The following is a 16,457-nucleotide window of genomic DNA, read 5'->3' as shown; positions in this document are numbered from 1 at the left end:
ACGCTACGCACGGTTGCACTCGTATGTCGATCTGTGTTTCTGCCTCGCAAGTCAGATTTATCCTGCCTGTGCGGGCGGCTTATTTTTGTTGTAACAAAACCCCCTGAAGGCCCATTTACGCGGGTTTTTTGCCGGTTTTGTGATCGCTAGCAGACCTGCCCTGCGCTGTCGAGATATGGCGCCCGTTGTCCTTTGCGTATACTGCGCACATGTTTTCCCCAACGGCTTTGCGTCCGCGGTACGCCAAATGGCTGATCGCTACCGGACTCTTCCTGATGCTCAGTGGCTGTGTTGATAAACCCAACACACTCGAGCGCGTAAAGGAGGATGGCGTGCTGCGGGTCATTACCCGTAACAGCCCCGCCACCTACTTTCAGGATCGCAGCGGCGAAACCGGCTTCGAATACGAGCTGGTGAAGCGCTTCGCCGACGATTTGGGGGTCGAGCTGAAGATCGAAACCGCCGACAATCTCGACGATCTGTTCAACCAGATCGGCAAACCCAACGGCCCGGTACTGGCCGCCGCCGGACTGGTCAGCAGCGAGCAGCGCAAGAAGCAAGTGCGGTTTTCCCACTCCTACCTTGAAGTCACTCCGCAGATCATCTATCGCAACGGCCAGTCACGGCCGACCGATGCCGGCGATCTGGTCGGCAAGAAAATCATGGTGCTCAAGGGCAGTACCCACGCCGAGCAACTGGCCGAGCTGAAACTGAAAAATCCGGCCATAGAATATGAAGAGTCTGACGCGGTTGAAGTAGTCGATCTGCTGCGCATGGTTGATGAAGGTCAGATCGATCTGACGCTGGTCGACTCCAACGAAGTGGCAATGAATCAGGTGTACTTCACCAATATTCGCGTGGCCTTCGACCTTGGCGACGCGCGCAGCCAAAGCTGGGCCGTCGGCCCCGGCGAAGACAACAGCCTGCTCAACGAGATCAACAGCTATCTGGACAAGGTGCAGAAGAACGGCACCCTGCAACGCCTGAAAGACCGTTATTACGGTCACGTCGATGTCCTCGGCTACATGGGCGCCACCACCTTCGCCCAGCATTTGCAGCAGCGCCTGCCCAAGTACGAACAGCACTTCAAAGCCTACGCCAAGAAAGAGAAAGTCGACTGGCGTCTGCTCGCCGCTATTGGCTATCAGGAATCACTGTGGCAACCGGCAGTCACCTCGAAGACCGGCGTGCGCGGGCTGATGATGCTGACGCAGAACACCGCGCAGGCGATGGGCGTGTCGAATCGGCTTGATCCGAAACAGAGCATCATGGGCGGCGCCAAGTACCTGGCTTATATGAAGGATCAGCTCGACGATTCGATTCAGGAACCGGATCGCACGTGGTTCGCGTTGGCAGCCTACAACGTCGGCAGCGGTCATCTGGATGACGCGCGCAAACTGGCGACGAAGGAAGGCTTGAACCCGGACAAATGGCTGGACGTGAAGAAAATGCTCCCGCGCCTGTCGCAGAAGCAGTGGTACAGCAAAACCCGTTATGGCTACGCCCGCGGCGGCGAGCCGGTACATTTCGTAGCGAACATCCGTCGCTACTACGACATCCTGACCTGGGTGACCCAGCCGCAGCTGGAAGGCGATCAGGTGGCCGAGGGCAAATTGCACGTACCGGCGATCGACAAGTCCAAGCCTGCCCAGGAACCTGCCCCGCTCTGATTTTCGCTGTCTCACATGACGCCATCTCGGGCAAGCCACGCTCCCACAGTGATCACCGAACCTGTTGGAGCGTGGCTTTCCCGCCATGGAAGCGCCGCCGATATCAGCCTTTCAACGCAGCAGCCAGAATCAGTGCTTTCATTTCAGAAACCGCCGACTTGAAGCCTACGAACAAAGCATGTGCCACCAGCGCATGGCCGATGTTCAGTTCGTTGATGCCCTTGATCGCCGCCACGGCTTCAACGTTGTGATAGTGCAAACCGTGGCCAGCGTTAACGATCAACCCCTGCGCCAGACCAAACGCCACACCGTCCGCCACTCGCTTCAGTTCTTCAGCCACTTCGGTCGGCGTTTCAGCATCGGCGTAACGCCCGGTGTGCAGTTCGATGGCCGGCGCACCAACGCGTTTCGACGCAGCAATCTGACGCTCGTCAGCATCGATGAACAGCGACACTTCGCTGCCGATCTTTGACAGACGCTCGACTGCCGCCCTGATTCGCTCTTCCTGCCCCGCTACATCCAGACCACCTTCTGTCGTCAGTTCCTGACGAGTTTCAGGCACCAGACAGATGTGCGCCGGACGGATACGCTCGGCGAACGCCATCATTTCTTCGGTGACGCCCATTTCGAAGTTCATACGGGTTTGCAGTACATCCTTGAGCAGCAAAACGTCGCGCTCCTGAATGTGTCGGCGGTCTTCACGCAAGTGCACCGTAATACCGTCGGCGCCCGCCTCTTCCGCGTCCAGCGCAGCCTTGACCGGATCCGGGTAGCGCGTGCCACGGGCCTGACGCAGGGTGGCGACGTGATCGATGTTCACGCCAAGAAGAATGCGATTGCTGGTGGTCACGGATGCGCTCCTGAATTGAGAGATTCGGCGCACAGCATACGGTGAGATCAGGGCTTGCGAAACAGCTCGCGACTGACGAGCGGACGACCGCCCAGGTGAACGGCCAATGCCTGACGCATCAAGCGCTTGGCGGCGGACAGTGCGCCGGGGGCCGACCAGTCGGCCTCGGCCATGGCCAGCAGTTCTGTTCCGTTGAACAGGCCCGGTTGCAGCAGGTAGACGCGTTCGAGTCCGGCATCGACCTGCAAGCGATAGAGCCCGTCTGGAGCGATGGGATCGCCGTGGATATCGGTGCTCAATGCAAAGCCGTAACCGAGGTCATCCAACAGGCGCCATTCGAAGGATCGCAACAGCGGCTCCAGCGGCCGACCTTCGGCAAGCGCCAGCAACGTGGCGGCGTAGTGATCGAATACCGACGGCAGCGGATCTTCAGCGGGCAACAAGCGGATCAGCAGTTCGTTGAGATACAGACCGCTGAACAGTGCTTCGCCGACCAGCCAGGTCGGCGTGCCGACACCTTCCATGCGCCCGACATTCTTCAATTCACCCTTGCCACGAAACTCGACTTCCAGCGGCACGAACGGCCGCGCCATCGTCCCGGCCTTGCCCCGCGCACTGCGCAACACCGCCCGCAGCCGACCTTGCGGCGTGAGGAAATCCACCAAGGCGCTGGTTTCGCGGTAGGCGCGGGAATGGAGGACGTAGGCGAGTTGCGCGGGAGGTGGGGTTTGGGACATGAGAGTTGTTTCCCAGTCAGGAATTGCAAAAAAGATCGCAGCCTTCGGCAGCTCCTACAGAGTTTGGTATACACCTGTAGGAGCTGCCGAAGGCTGCGATCTTTTGATCTTTTATGAAGCGCTTACAGGTCGCCGTAACCCAGCGAACGCAGTGCGCGCTCGTCATCGGACCAGCCGCCCTTCACCTTGACCCACAGGTTGAGCATGATCTTGGAGTCGAACAGCAGCTCCATATCCTTGCGCGCTTCGGTGCCGATGCGTTTGATGCGCTCGCCCTTGTCGCCAATGATGATTTTCTTCTGGCCGTCACGCTCAACCAGAATCAACGCGTGGATGTGCAGCGTCTTGCCCTGCTGCTTGAACTCTTCGATTTCCACGGTGATCTGGTACGGCAGCTCGGCGCCCAACTGACGCATGATTTTCTCGCGTACCAGTTCGGCGGCGAGGAAACGGCTGCTGCGGTCGGTGATCTGGTCTTCCGGGAAGAAGTGATCGTTTTCCGGCAGGTGGTCGGCGATGACCTTTTCCAGCGCGTCGAGGTTGTGCCCGTGCTGTGCCGAAATCGGAATGATCTGCGCGTTCGGCAGTTGTTCCTGCAACCACGACAAGTGCGGCATCAACTCGGCCTTGTCTTCGATGCGGTCGGTCTTGTTCAGCGCGACGATCAGCGGGCCAGTCACGTACTGCACCCGCTCCAGCACCATCTGGTCTTCGTCGGTCCACTTGGTGCGATCAACCACGAAGATCACCACGTCGACGTCTTTCAACGCCGCCGAAGCGGTCTTGTTCATGTAACGGTTCAGCGCCTTTTCGCCACCCTTGTGCATGCCGGGTGTGTCGACGTAGATCGCTTGCACATCACCCTCGGTCTTGATTCCGAGCATGTTGTGGCGAGTGGTCTGCGGCTTGCGCGAAGTGATCGCGAGCTTCTGACCAAGGATATGGTTCAGCAGCGTGGACTTGCCCACGTTGGGACGGCCGACGATGGCAACATAGCCACAGCGAGTTGCGTTTGTATCAGTCATTGCCATTCTCCACACCCAGGGCAATCAGTGCTGCGGCGGCCGCTACCTGTTCGGCAATACGACGACTCACACCCTGACCTCGGCTTTTTTCATTCAATAGGACAACTTCGCACTCGACGAAGAAGGTTCGGCAGTGCGGCTCGCCCTGGATATCCACCACTTCGTAACGTGGCAGGTCGCAACCGCGCGATTGCAGAAATTCCTGCAAGCGGGTTTTCGGATCCTTGTTGGTATCGACCAGCGTCAGGCCTTCGAACTCGCCGGCCAGCCAGGCCAGTACGCGCTCGCGCGCCATGTCCATGCCGGCGTCGAGATAGATTGCACCGATCAACGCTTCGAGGGCATCGGCCAGAATCGATTCGCGACGAAAACCACCGCTTTTCAATTCGCCGGACCCCAGACGCAGGTACTCGCCCAGATCGAAACCGCGAGCCAGAACGGCCAGCGTCTCACCTTTCACCAGGCGCGCACGCAATCGCGACAACTGGCCTTCGCGGGCCAGCGGGAAGCGGTCGAACAAGGCTTCGCCGGCGACAAAGTTGAGAATCGCATCGCCGAGGAATTCCAGACGCTCGTTGTTGCGTCCGGCAAAGCTGCGATGCGTAAGGGCCAGGACCATCAGTTCCTGGTCCTTGAAGGTGTAACCGAGCTGACGCTCGAGACGGCTAAGAGAAACGCTCACGGTTTACCCACGCTGAGTTCGTGGCTGGATTCCACCGCCATCGCCGGGATACGGCGCAGGCCTGGGACAATTAACGCTGTGTTCAAAAATAATGTCCTGAATATCGTGGCTTCATGCCTTGGAGCCGATTATGTCGACGCCAGAAATGCATTCGGCGCTGTGTTCAACAGCGCCGTGTGTGATTACTTGATCAGGCCGACCCGCGAGAAATTCGGCAGGTGGCTGAGTTTCGGTTCCGGCCAGCTCATCCAGACCGCGAAGGCCTTGCCGACGATATTCTGGTCGGGAACCATGCCCAGCAGATCCTTGGGAATGTTCGGGTCATCCCAGTAACGACTGTCGTTCGAGTTGTCGCGGTTGTCGCCCATCATGAAGTAGTGCCCGGCAGGCACGGTCCACGAACGGTCCGGGGTGGCGCGATAACGGCTCATTTCCTTGCGGATCAGGTGCTCGGCTGCGCCGAGTTTTTCCTTGTAGAGCTCCGCACTGCCCAGCGTGCCCGGCTCGGAGCCGACCAGTTGCTCGGCAATCGACTCGCCGTTGACGAACAGATGCTTGTCAGCAGTGTAGCGAATCGTGTCGCCCGGCAGGCCGACTACACGCTTGATGTAGTTGACGTTCGGGTCGCTCGGATAGCGGAACACCATCACATCGCCGCGCTGCGGATCACCGACTTCGATGATTTTCTTGTCGATCACCGGCAAGCGGATCCCGTAAGAAAACTTGTTCACCAAGATGAAGTCGCCAACGTCCAGGGTCGGTTTCATCGAACCCGACGGAATCTGGAACGGTTCCACCAGGAACGAACGCAGCACCAGCACGATGAACAGCACCGGAAAGAACGACTTGCCGTATTCGACCAGCAGCGGTTCCTTGTTCAGCTTCTCGACCACCATCACATCAGGCTGGCTGACGCTGCCCTGATAGGAGGCAATGGCCGAACGCCGACGCGGCGCCAGGATCAACAGATCGAGCAACGCCAACAGGCCGCAGACGAACACGGCGATGACCAGCAACAGCGGGAAATTTAGTGACATAGGACCTAACTATCCAACCTGAGCACGGCGAGGAAGGCTTCTTGTGGAATTTCCACGTTGCCGACCTGTTTCATGCGTTTTTTACCGGCCTTCTGCTTCTCAAGCAGCTTTTTCTTACGGCTTACATCACCGCCGTAGCATTTGGCCAATACGTTCTTTCTGAGTGCCTTGACCGAAGTTCGCGCAATGATCTGCCCGCCGATGGCGGCCTGGATCGCGACGTCGAACATCTGACGAGGAATCAGTTCTTTCATCTTCTCGGTCAACTGGCGACCTTTGTAGTGCGCGTTATCCTTGTGCACGATCAACGCCAGGGCGTCGACTTTGTCACCGTTGATCAGCACATCCAGTTTCACCAGATTAGCCGACTGATAACGATCGAAATGGTAGTCCAGCGAAGCATAGCCGCGACTGGTCGACTTCAGACGGTCGAAGAAGTCCAGGACCACTTCGTTCATCGGAATATCGTAAGTGACCTGCACCTGATTGCCGAGGAACAGCATGTCGTGCTGCACACCGCGCTTCTCGATGCACAGGGTGATAACGTTGCCCAAGTGCTCTTGCGGAACCAGGATGTTGGCCCGCACGATCGGCTCGCGCATGTCCTCGACCGACGAGATGTCCGGAAGCTTCGACGGGTTGTCGACGTAAATCGTTTCACCGGTTTTCAGCAGCAATTCGAAGATTACTGTCGGCGCCGTGGTGATCAGGTCCAGGTCGTACTCGCGCTCGAGGCGCTCCTGGATGATTTCCATGTGCAGCATGCCAAGGAAGCCGCAACGGAAGCCGAAGCCCAGGGCGTCGGAGCTTTCCGGGGTGTACTGCAGCGACGAGTCGTTCAGGGTGAGCTTCTGCAACGCTTCGCGGAAATCCTCGAAGTCGTCGGAGCTGACCGGGAACAGACCGGCATAAACCTGTGGCTGGATGCGTTTGAAGCCGGGCAGCACTTCAACGTCCGGTGTCGAGCTCAGGGTCAGGGTGTCACCGACCGGTGCACCGTGAATGTCCTTGATGCCGGCAATGATGAAGCCCACTTCGCCGGCTTTCAGGTCAACGGTGGCAGTGTGTTTCGGGTTGAATACACCCACGCTGTCGACCAGATGGATCTTGCCGGTGGATTTCACCAGGATCTTGTCGCCCTTCTTCACCCGGCCGTGACGCACACGGACCAGGGAAACAACGCCCAGGTAGTTGTCGAACCAGGAGTCGATGATCAACGCCTGCAGCGGATCTTCGATATTGCCGGTCGGCGCAGGAATGGTGTGCACCAGACGCTCAAGCACTTCGTCGACACCCAGGCCGGTCTTGGCGCTGCAAGTGACGGCGTCGGTGGCGTCGATGCCGATGATCTTCTCGATCTCGTCCTTGACGCGGTCCGGATCGGCCTGCGGCAGGTCGATCTTGTTCAGTACCGGCATGACCTCGAGGCCTTGCTCGATGGCGGTGTAGCAGTTGGCTACGGACTGGGCTTCAACACCTTGACCGGCGTCGACCACCAGCAGCGCGCCTTCACAGGCCGCCAGGGAACGGCTGACTTCGTAGGTGAAGTCAACGTGGCCCGGGGTATCAATGAAGTTCAGCTGATACTTGATGCCGTCTTTGGCCGTGTAATACAGGGTGACGCTGTGGGCCTTGATGGTGATCCCGCGTTCACGCTCCAGATCCATGGAATCCAGTACCTGGGCTTCCATTTCGCGCTCGGCGAGGCCGCCGCACATCTGGATGAAGCGATCGGCCAGCGTCGACTTGCCATGGTCAATGTGGGCGATGATGGAGAAATTGCGGATATGACTCAAATCACTCACGGATCAACACTCAAAAAGGCTGCAGGCAAGGCCCGCCGAAAAATAGCCGGGAATTGTACCTGATACACGGCGCAAGCGTCACGTTCGCCTGTCACCCGGATTGCATGCAAAAACGCCCCGATCTGTCGACCGAGGCGTTTTCATTGGCTACAACTGTGGTGAAACCTTGTTCATCAACCGGCTCGGCGCAACAGCCAGACACCCGCCAGCGCACAGACAGCCGCCGGCACCAGCACCGCGAACAGCGGCGAGAAACCGAACACCAGGCTGGATGGGCCGAGCAAATCCTGGACGATGCGGAAGGTAAAACCTACCAGCACACCAGTGAACACGCGCTGACCAAGGGTCACCGAACGCAGCGGACCGAAGATGAACGAGATCGCCATCAGTACCAGCGCGGCGGTCACCAGCGGCTGCAACACCTTGACCCAAAACGCCAGCCAGTAGCGACCATTGCTCAGGCCTTGCTCGGACAGATAGTGGATGTAGCCCCACAAACCGGTGATCGACAGCGACTCCGGCGCCATGACCACGGTGCTCAGCAGTTGCGGGCTGAGCGCCACGTCCCAACGCTCGACCGGCGTGTTGACCACTTCGGTGCTGCGCTCATGGAACACCGTAGTCGTGACGTCGGACAGCTGCCAGTGATCGGTATCGAACTCGGCGCGTTTGGCGAAGCTCGAACTGAGCAAATGACGCTCTTTGTCGAAGTGATAGCGAGTCACGCCATACAGACGACCGTTCGGCTGCACGGAGTTGATGTGGATGAACTCCTCGCCCTGACGGTGCCACATGCCGTGCTTGGCACTCTGCGCATCGCCGCTGCCCTGAGCCAGCGACCGATTGGCCTGGGCCATGCTTTCAGTGGCCGGCGCGACGTATTCGCCGATCAGCACACCCGCCAGCATCAGCACCAGCATCGGCTTCATCACAGCCCAGACGATGCGTCCGATGGACACACCGGCCGCACGCATCACGGTCAGTTCACTGCTGCTGGCCAGACTGCCGAGGCCGATCAGGCAACCGATCAGCGCGGCCATCGGCAGCATGTCGTACATGCGCCGCGGTGCGGTCAACAGCACGAAGCTCAGCACGTCGACCAGGGTGTAGGTATCGCTGACGTCGCCCATCTCGTCGATGAACGCGAACAGGGTCGCCAAACCAAGAATGATCGCCAGCACCGCAATGATTGCGATGAAAACACTGCTGCCGATGTAGCGGTCGAGTTTAACCACGGGCCACCTCCAGCGCAGCGCTGCGGCGACTTGCCATTTTCAGTCGTAGCGGCTCCCAGTACAGCAGGGCGATACCGATGGCCAGGAAGATCGCATGCACCCACCACAAGCCAAGGGCCGGTGGGATCTTGCCCTTCTCGAGTGCGCCGCGAGCGGCAATCAGGATGGTCAGGTAAGCCATATAAAGAAGAATCGCCGGCAGCAACTTGAGGAAACGCCCTTGACGCGGGTTGACTCGCGAGAGCGGCACCGCCATCAGGGTCACGATAAATACCAGCAGCGGCAGCGACAGGCGCCATTGCAGTTCGGTTTTCGAGCGAATGTCATCACTGCCAATCAGCGACGAAGTCGGCATCGCATCGCGGTCGGTGACTTCTTCGCTGACGTCCGGCTTGGGCAGCAGCACGCCATAGGTTTCGTAATGGATTACGCGGTAGTTGGCCTGCCCCGGGCTACCGTCGTAGCGATAACCGTTGTCGAGAATCAGGTAGCGGTTGCCATCGGGACGAATTTCCTGGCGACCCTTTTCAGCCACCAGCACGGAAATCCCGCGATCCTTCTGATTGGCGCCGAGGTTTTTCTGCGAAATGAACACACCGCCCAGATTGACTCGATCGTCACTCAAGGTTTCGGTGTAAGTCACCCGCGTACCGTCGCGCAGTGCCTGGAAGCGGCCCGGCTCAAGAGTATCGAATTCGGTCAGCGCGTCCTGCTTGTTCAGCAGCAACTGGAACTGATTGGCGCCTTGCGGGGCCAGACTCAGGCTCAGCCAGGCGACGACCAGTGCGACCAGGGTCGCCGGAAACAGGGTCATGCGAAACAGACGCTGCTGGCTCATGCCGGTGGCCGAGAGCACGGTCATTTCACTTTCCAGGTACAACCGGCCGTACGCCAGCAGGATCCCGAGAAACAGGCCCAGCGGCAGGATCAGTTGCAGGAAACCCGGCAGACGAAAGCCCATGATCAGGAACAGCGAGCCCGGATCGAGCTGGCCGGCAGCGGCCTGCGCCAGGTATTTGATGAAGCGACCGCTCATGATGATGACCAACAATACGGCGCTCACGGCGCTCAGGGTCAACAGGACTTCGCGGGAAAGATAACGGAAGACGATCAAACCAGACACTCCAGGGTTGTCAGGCTAAGGCGGCCAAACAAGCAAACATATCAGCCGGCCCGCAACGCAGAGCCGCCGAAAAAAGATGCGGCATTATCCTGTGATTGGGGTCGCCTGTCACTGCGCACACTCATCCAAGCGTGCAATCGGTTTGCAGATCGTACAACCGAGGGTTGTCAGGCGCGGGGAGCGAGGTTCAAACTGCCGCGTCTGTCGCGGGCACTGACCTGCGCTTCTTCTATCTATAAGCAGGTGGCTGCGCACATCGCAGAACGCCTGTGTTGACCATTCATTAGGGATCCGGACATGGAACTGGTTGTAAAAAGCGTTAGCCCAGAAACGTTGAAAACCGCCACCCTGGTAGTTGCCGTCGGCGAAGGCCGCAAGCTCGGCGCCGCCGCCAGACTGGTCGACGAAATGAGCGGTGGCGCCATCAGCGCCGTGCTCAAGCGTGGCGATCTGGCCGGCAAGGTCGGTCAGAGCCTGTTGCTGCACAGCCTGCCGAACCTCAAAGCCGAGCGCGTTTTGCTGGTCGGTGCAGGTAAAGATGAAGAGCTCGGCGACCGCCCGTTCCGCAAAGTCATCGCCGGCATCCTCAACACGCTGAAGGGTCTGAATGGCAGCGATGCAGTTCTGGCACTCGATGAAATCATTGTTAAAAATCGCGACAGCTACGGCAAAACCCGTCTGCTGGCCGAAACGCTGGTCGACGGCGAATACACGTTCGACCAGTTCAAAAGCCAGAAAGCCGAACCGCGCGCGCTGAAAAAAATCACCCTGCTGACCATCAAAGCCGCTCAGGCCGAAGTCCAGCGCGCCGTGACCCACGCCACCGCGATCGCCAACGGCATGGCGTTCACCCGTGACTTGGGTAACCTGCCACCGAACATCTGCCATCCGACGTTCCTTGGCGAGCAAGCCAAGAACCTGGGTAAAGAATTCAAGGATCTGAAAGTCGAAGTCCTCGACGAGAAGAAGATCAAATCGCTGGGCATGGGTTCGTTCTACGCCGTCGGCCAGGGCAGCGAACAGCCGCCACGCCTGATTGTCATGCAATACAACGGTGGCAAGAAATCCGAGAAGCCATACGCGCTGGTTGGCAAAGGCATCACTTTCGACACCGGTGGCATCAGCCTGAAACCGGGCGCCGGCATGGACGAAATGAAGTACGACATGGGCGGCGCCGCCAGCGTGTTCGGTACTCTGCGTGCCGTGCTTGAGTTGAAACTGCCGATCAATCTGGTGTGCATTCTCGCTTGCGCGGAAAACATGCCGAGCGGCAACGCAAGCCGTCCGGGCGACATCGTCACCACCATGAGCGGGCAGACCGTGGAAATCCTCAACACCGACGCCGAAGGCCGTCTGGTGCTGTGCGACGCCCTGACCTACTCCGAGCGTTTCAAGCCGCAGGCAGTGATCGACATCGCCACCCTGACCGGCGCTTGCGTGGTTGCGCTGGGCGCCCACACGTCGGGCCTGCTGGGTAACAACGACGAACTGATCGAGCAACTGCTCAGCGCTGGCAAGACTGCTGACGACCGCGCCTGGCAATTGCCGCTGTTCGATGAGTACCAAGAACAGCTGGACAGCCCGTTTGCCGACATCGCCAACATCGGCGGGCCGAAGGCCGGCACCATCACCGCCGCGTGCTTCCTGTCGCGCTTCACCAAGAACCTCAACTGGGCGCACCTGGACATCGCGGGCACTGCATGGACCAGCGGCGGCAAGGACAAGGGCGCCACTGGCCGTCCGGTGCCACTGCTGACCCAATACCTGCTGGATCGCGCCAAAGCCTGACACCGATGACTGCGGGCGGCGTTTCTATATAGAAGCGCCGCTTGCAGCTCAGGAACCGCAATGACCAAAGTCGACTTTTACATCCTGCCCAGCGCCGATCCTTCGGCACGCCTGGACTTTGCCTGCAAGCTCACCGAGAAAGCCTGGCGCATGGGCCACCGCATCTATCTGCATTGCAGCGATGCCGCTCAGCGTGACGACCTTGATGCGCGCCTGTGGGCGTTCAAGGGCGAAACATTCGTGCCGCACGGCCCTGCCGAGAGCGAACCGGACGGTTTGATCGTGCTGGGATTGGGCAATGACTGCGGCCAGCACGACGACTTGCTGGTCAATCTCGACCTGAAAGTCCCGGCCTTCGCCAACAAATTCGCTCGTGTGGCGGAAGTGGTGGTGGAAGACCCGGCGATCCGCGCGGCGGCCCGGGACAGTTTCCGTTTCTACCGGGAACAGGGCTATCCTCTGCAAGACCACCGTTTACAGCGACTCTGAGCATTCCAATGGACACTCCGAAACCGCAGCAAAAGTCCGCACACCTGCTGGACGATCTTGAATCGATCCGTCAGTTGCTCGGCGATGACAACCTGCAACCACCGCTACTGACCGATACGGTCGAGGATGGCGAACAGGAACAGATTCCGATGTTGTTCGATTCGGTAAGCGCGCAAGCGCCAGCCGTCGAGCCGACTCCTACCCCTGCAACGGCCGCGCCCGAGACCAAAGGTCCAGACGCCCTGCTGCATCTCGACCGCGAATTGCGCGCCGCTGCACAATTGATCATGCAAGACGTGATCGACGATTTTGCCCCGCACATCGAAACCGAAATCAAACGCCGCCTCGATGCGCGGATGGAACGGCTCCTCAGCCAATACGAATAACGCCCCTCCCGTGTAGGAGCTGCCGAAGGCTGCGATCTTTTGATCTTGTTTTTTAAAAGCAACATCAAAAGATCGCAGCCTTCGGCAGCTCCTACAGGGACATCCACCAGCCATAAGACTGGTCGAAGCATTGTCCTCCCCCGCTCGCCCTCGGCCCCATGCCCCGCTATACTTCCCGGCTTTTCCTGAATAAATGCCAATAGGGTCCCGCCGCGCATGGATAAGACCTACCAGCCGCACGCCATTGAAACTTCCTGGTACAACACCTGGGAGTCCGAGAACTACTTCGCCCCGCAAGGCGCGGGCGACTCCTACACCATCATGATCCCGCCGCCGAACGTCACCGGCAGCCTGCACATGGGTCACGGTTTCAACAACGCGATCATGGACGCCCTGATCCGTTTCCGCCGCATGCAGGGTCGCAATACCCTGTGGCAGCCGGGTACCGACCACGCCGGTATCGCCACGCAGATGCTGGTCGAGCGTCAACTCGAAGCCAAAGGCCAGAGCCGCCACGACCTCGGTCGCGAGAAATTCCTCGAGAAAATCTGGGAATGGAAAGATGAATCCGGCGGCAACATCAGCCGGCAGATCCGCCGCCTCGGCTCGTCCGTAGACTGGAGCCGCGAGCGCTTCACCATGGACGACGGCCTTTCGGAAGCGGTGAAAGAAGCGTTCGTGCGCCTGCACGAAGACGGTCTGATCTATCGCGGCAAGCGTCTGGTCAACTGGGACACCAAGCTGCACACGGCGATTTCCGACCTCGAAGTGGAAAACCACGACGAGAAAGGTTTCCTGTGGAACCTCAAATACCCGCTGGCCGATGGTGCGAAAACCGCTGAGGGCAACGACTTCCTGATCGTCGCGACCACGCGTCCGGAAACCATGCTCGGCGACTCCGCCGTCGCGGTGAACCCGAACGACGAGCGTTACAAAGCCCTGATCGGCAAGTTTGTCGAGCTGCCGCTGGTCGGTCGCCGCATCCCGATCATCGCCGACGATTACTGCGACCCTGAATTCGGCACCGGTTGCGTGAAAATCACCCCGGCCCACGATTTCAACGACTACGAAGTCGGCAAGCGCCACAACCTGCCGCTGATGAACATCTTCGACAAGAACGCGCACGTGCTGCAGGCCTGTCAGGTGTTCAACCTCGACGGCACGCTGAACGAAAGCATCGACGGCAAGATCCCGGCTGAATATGTTGGTCTTGAGCGTTTCGAAGCACGCAAGCAGATCGTTGCCGCGTTCGACGCCTCCGGCCTGCTGGTGAGCATCGACGATCACAACATGAAGGTGCCGAAAGGCGACCGTTCCGGCACTGTGATCGAACCGTGGCTGACCGACCAGTGGTACGTGTCCACCAAGCCTTTGGCTGAGCCTGCGATTGCAGCCGTTGAAGACGGTCGTATCCAGTTCGTGCCGAAACAGTACGAAAACATGTATTTCTCGTGGATGCGTGACATCCAGGATTGGTGCATCAGCCGTCAGCTGTGGTGGGGCCACCGGATTCCGGCCTGGTACGACGAATCGGGCAAGGTCTACGTCGGTCGCGACGAAGCGGAAGTCCGTGCCAAGCACAACCTCGGCGCCGACGTGACGCTGCAACAGGACAACGACGTTCTCGACACTTGGTTCAGTTCGGGTCTGTGGACCTTCTCCACCCTCGGCTGGCCGGAAAAGACCGAATTCCTGAAGAAATTCCACTCCACCGACGTGCTGGTCACCGGTTTCGACATCATCTTCTTCTGGGTTGCCCGGATGATCATGATGACCATGCACCTGGTGAAGAATGAAGACGGCACGCCGCAAGTTCCGTTCAAGACTGTCTACGTGCACGGTCTGGTGCGTGATGGCCAAGGCCAGAAGATGTCCAAGTCCAAGGGCAACGTCCTTGACCCGCTGGACATCATCGACGGCATCGAGCTGGAAGACCTTGTGCAGAAACGCACTTCCGGCCTGATGCAGCCGAAACTGGCGAAGAAGATCGAGAAGCAGACCCGCGACGAGTTCGCCGACGGCATCGCCAGCTATGGCACCGACGCCCTGCGCTTCACCTTCTGCTCGCTGGCGTCCACCGGTCGCGACATCAAGTTCGACATGGGCCGCGTCGAAGGCTATCGCAACTTCTGCAACAAGATCTGGAACGCCGCGCGTTACGTTCTGGACAAGGGCGAAGACTGCGGCCAGAACGGCGAAGCCTACGAGCTGTCGCTGGCGGATCGCTGGATCATCTCGCAGCTGCAACGCACCGAAGCCGAAGTGACCCGCCAACTGGATCAGTTCCGTTTCGACCTCGCGGCGCAAGCCTTGTACGAGTTCATCTGGAACCAGTATTGCGACTGGTACCTGGAACTGTCCAAGCCTGTGCTGTGGGACGAAAACGCACCGGTAGAGCGGCAGCGCGGCACCCGCCGCACACTGGTTCGCGTACTGGAAGTCGCGCTGCGTCTGGCGCATCCGTTCATGCCGTTCATCACTGAAGAAATCTGGCAGCGCATCGCGCCGCTGGCCGGTATTCAGGGCAAGACGATCATGCTCCAGCCTTGGCCGGTGGCCAACGAAGAGCGCATTGATCCGGCAGCCGAGAGTGACATCGAGTGGCTCAAGGAACTGATGCTCGGCACGCGCAACATCCGTGGCGAGATGAACATCGGTCCGGGCAAGCCATTGCCGATCTATCTGAAGAACGTCAGCGCCGAAGATCAGCGTCGGTTGACCGAGAACGAAGCGCTGCTGAAGAAGCTCGCGCGTCTGGAATCGATCACCGTGCTGGCGGTCGGCGAAGAAGCACCGCTGTCCGCGACCGCGCTGGTTGGCGAAATGGAAGTGCTGGTGCCAATGGCCGGCCTGATCGACAAGGCTGCAGAACTGGCGCGTCTGGACAAGGAAATCCTGCGTCTGCAGGGCGAAGTCCAGCGGGTTGGCGGCAAGCTGTCCAACGCCGGTTTCGTTGACAAGGCCCCGGCCGAAGTCATCGACAAGGAACGCGCCAAACTGGCCGAAGCCGAACAGGCTCTGGGCAAGCTGGCCGAGCAACACGCGCGGATTGCCAGCCTGTAACGGCAAACCGCAATGAAAAAGGGAGGCCCGCAACGGCCTCCCTTTTTTATATCGGTTGCATCACTCCGGACACGTTCCTCCACCCGGCACCCCAATAGCAACTTTTACGAGCGACGGTGGGGATTGGACGATACTGCCGTCGGGGTCCGTAATGGTCCAACTCACAAGCAATGAACCAAACTCACCGATCGGTTTGATTGTGGTCGAATATGGAGCAATGTTGAAGTCCGCGAACGTAATTGGTGACTTTACCTCTTCGGTGAACTTCGCATCCGTTCCCGCAATAGGATTTGTGCCATCGAGCCCTTTGCAGGCCTGAGACCTCAGAGTAATGATGGCACCTGCCATCACATCGTTCGGCAACTGGGCACGGACTCGAATGCCTTCCACAGGACTGGGGATAGTCGCGCAATTGATATAGTTGTGCAGGTTAGCATCTAAAAACTTGGCGGGAGGCAACTCGCTCATGCATATCACTCCTGAAAACACTTTAAGTTAAATAAGATTTGCCCTCCCAGTAAACCCAATGATGATGCTTGCTCCAACTGTCATATATGACAGGTATCC

Annotated in this window: 14 protein-coding genes; 5 read left to right on the top strand and 9 right to left on the bottom strand. The window is 59.0% G+C overall.

All coding sequences use genetic code 11. The annotated features are described in order from the left end of the window. Positions 1-209 precede the first annotated feature (209 nt). The gene (gene mltF / locus ACOI8A_RS10195) at positions 210-1,670 is read left to right on the top strand and encodes a membrane-bound lytic murein transglycosylase MltF (RefSeq protein WP_420647758.1); all 1,461 of its coding nucleotides are present in this window, start codon (positions 210-212) and stop codon (positions 1,668-1,670) included. A 103-nt stretch (positions 1,671-1,773) separates the two neighbouring features. Here mltF and pdxJ read toward each other — a convergent pair whose 3' ends face one another. From pdxJ to lptF, 8 genes are all read right to left on the bottom strand, one after another. Continuing rightward, complete coding sequence (pdxJ, locus tag ACOI8A_RS10190; RefSeq protein WP_065118207.1) at positions 1,774-2,520, bottom strand: pyridoxine 5'-phosphate synthase; 747 nt, start codon at positions 2,518-2,520, stop codon at positions 1,774-1,776. A gap of 47 nt (positions 2,521-2,567) precedes the next feature. Further along, the gene (gene recO / locus ACOI8A_RS10185) at positions 2,568-3,257 is read right to left on the bottom strand and encodes a DNA repair protein RecO (RefSeq protein ID WP_420647757.1); all 690 of its coding nucleotides are present in this window, start codon (positions 3,255-3,257) and stop codon (positions 2,568-2,570) included. Positions 3,258-3,379: 122 nt separating this feature from the next. Next, positions 3,380-4,282, bottom strand: coding sequence for a GTPase Era (era, locus tag ACOI8A_RS10180; protein ID WP_020799458.1), 903 nt, complete (start codon positions 4,280-4,282; stop codon positions 3,380-3,382). Further along, positions 4,275-4,964 (bottom strand): ribonuclease III, encoded by a 690-nt coding sequence (gene rnc, locus ACOI8A_RS10175; protein ID WP_420647756.1) that lies wholly within the window; start codon positions 4,962-4,964, stop codon positions 4,275-4,277. Before rnc ends, era begins: the two co-directional genes overlap by 8 nt. Before the next feature lie 182 nt (positions 4,965-5,146). After that, positions 5,147-6,001, bottom strand: coding sequence for a signal peptidase I (gene lepB, locus ACOI8A_RS10170; RefSeq protein WP_420647755.1), 855 nt, complete (start codon positions 5,999-6,001; stop codon positions 5,147-5,149). Positions 6,002-6,006: 5 nt separating this feature from the next. After that, positions 6,007-7,806, bottom strand: a complete 1,800-nt coding sequence (lepA, locus tag ACOI8A_RS10165) for a translation elongation factor 4 (protein WP_420647754.1) — start codon at positions 7,804-7,806, stop codon at positions 6,007-6,009. A 173-nt stretch (positions 7,807-7,979) separates the two neighbouring features. Then, a complete protein-coding gene (gene lptG, locus ACOI8A_RS10160) occupies positions 7,980-9,041 on the bottom strand; it encodes an LPS export ABC transporter permease LptG (protein WP_420647753.1) in 1,062 nt (353 codons plus the stop codon). Beyond that, a complete protein-coding gene (lptF, locus tag ACOI8A_RS10155; protein WP_420647752.1) occupies positions 9,034-10,155 on the bottom strand; it encodes an LPS export ABC transporter permease LptF in 1,122 nt (373 codons plus the stop codon). The genes lptG and lptF overlap by 8 nt, the downstream gene beginning before the upstream one ends. Before the next feature lie 306 nt (positions 10,156-10,461). On the opposite strand from lptF, the gene ACOI8A_RS10150 reads away from it, so the two are divergent. The 4 genes from ACOI8A_RS10150 (at position 10,462) to ACOI8A_RS10135 (ending at position 15,890) form a co-directional block, all read left to right on the top strand. Then, on the top strand, positions 10,462-11,952 hold the full coding sequence (locus ACOI8A_RS10150) for a leucyl aminopeptidase (protein ID WP_420647751.1): 1,491 nt from the start codon (positions 10,462-10,464) through the stop codon (positions 11,950-11,952). A gap of 60 nt (positions 11,953-12,012) precedes the next feature. Next, positions 12,013-12,441, top strand: a complete 429-nt coding sequence (locus ACOI8A_RS10145) for a DNA polymerase III subunit chi (RefSeq protein ID WP_420647750.1) — start codon at positions 12,013-12,015, stop codon at positions 12,439-12,441. Between the two features lie 8 nt (positions 12,442-12,449). Then, on the top strand, positions 12,450-12,827 hold the full coding sequence (locus ACOI8A_RS10140; protein WP_420647749.1) for a DNA polymerase III subunit chi: 378 nt from the start codon (positions 12,450-12,452) through the stop codon (positions 12,825-12,827). A 216-nt stretch (positions 12,828-13,043) separates the two neighbouring features. Then, positions 13,044-15,890 carry a valine--tRNA ligase gene (locus tag ACOI8A_RS10135; RefSeq protein WP_420647748.1) on the top strand — a complete coding sequence of 949 codons (2,847 nt, stop codon included), beginning with the start codon at positions 13,044-13,046 and terminating at the stop codon, positions 15,888-15,890. A 60-nt stretch (positions 15,891-15,950) separates the two neighbouring features. On the opposite strand, the gene ACOI8A_RS10130 is transcribed toward ACOI8A_RS10135, so the two are convergent. Then, a complete protein-coding gene (locus ACOI8A_RS10130; RefSeq protein ID WP_420647747.1) occupies positions 15,951-16,358 on the bottom strand; it encodes a hypothetical protein in 408 nt (135 codons plus the stop codon). Positions 16,359-16,457: the final 99 nt, after the last annotated feature.

The organism is Pseudomonas sp. P4795 (assembly GCF_048822895.1).
In the GTDB taxonomy this organism is placed as follows: Bacteria; Pseudomonadota; Gammaproteobacteria; order Pseudomonadales; family Pseudomonadaceae; genus Aquipseudomonas.
This window is presented reverse-complemented; position numbering and strand designations above follow the sequence as displayed.